Below are 332 nucleotides of genomic sequence, written 5' to 3'. Positions count from 1 at the left end.
CGGGGGGTCCCCGGGCCTGGGCGGGGGCCGACCGGACCGCGGTACTGCGCCCCACGCCGAGCGGCCCCGACCCCGCCGCCCCCGGGCGCGGCGGCCGGGCGACGCCCAGCGAGGAGACCGCGGTACTGCGCCCGACGTCGGACGGCCCCACCGGGGCGCGCCGCGGCAGGTCAGGACGCGGTGCGGCCGTCGCAGGCGGCGCGGCCGTCGCAGGCAGTGCGGCAGCGGCCGGTGGCGCGGCAGCCGCCGGGCACGGTGCATCCGCCGGCGCGGCAGCCAGTGGTTCAGCCGGCGCCGCAGCCAGTGGTTCGGCCGGGGCGGCAGCCGGTGGT

Annotated in this window: 1 pseudogene; it reads left to right on the top strand. The window is 83.7% G+C overall.

Annotated features, from left to right (window positions below):
* Positions 1-332: pseudogene (locus tag AAHZ94_RS35190) on the top strand (hypothetical protein); the annotation flags it as partial.

The sequence above is a fragment of the Streptomyces sp. HSW2009 genome, assembly GCF_040240285.1.
Lineage (GTDB): Bacteria > Actinomycetota > Actinomycetes > Streptomycetales > Streptomycetaceae > Streptomyces.
Note: the sequence above shows the minus strand (reverse complement) of the source record. Positions and strands in the feature narration are given on the sequence as shown.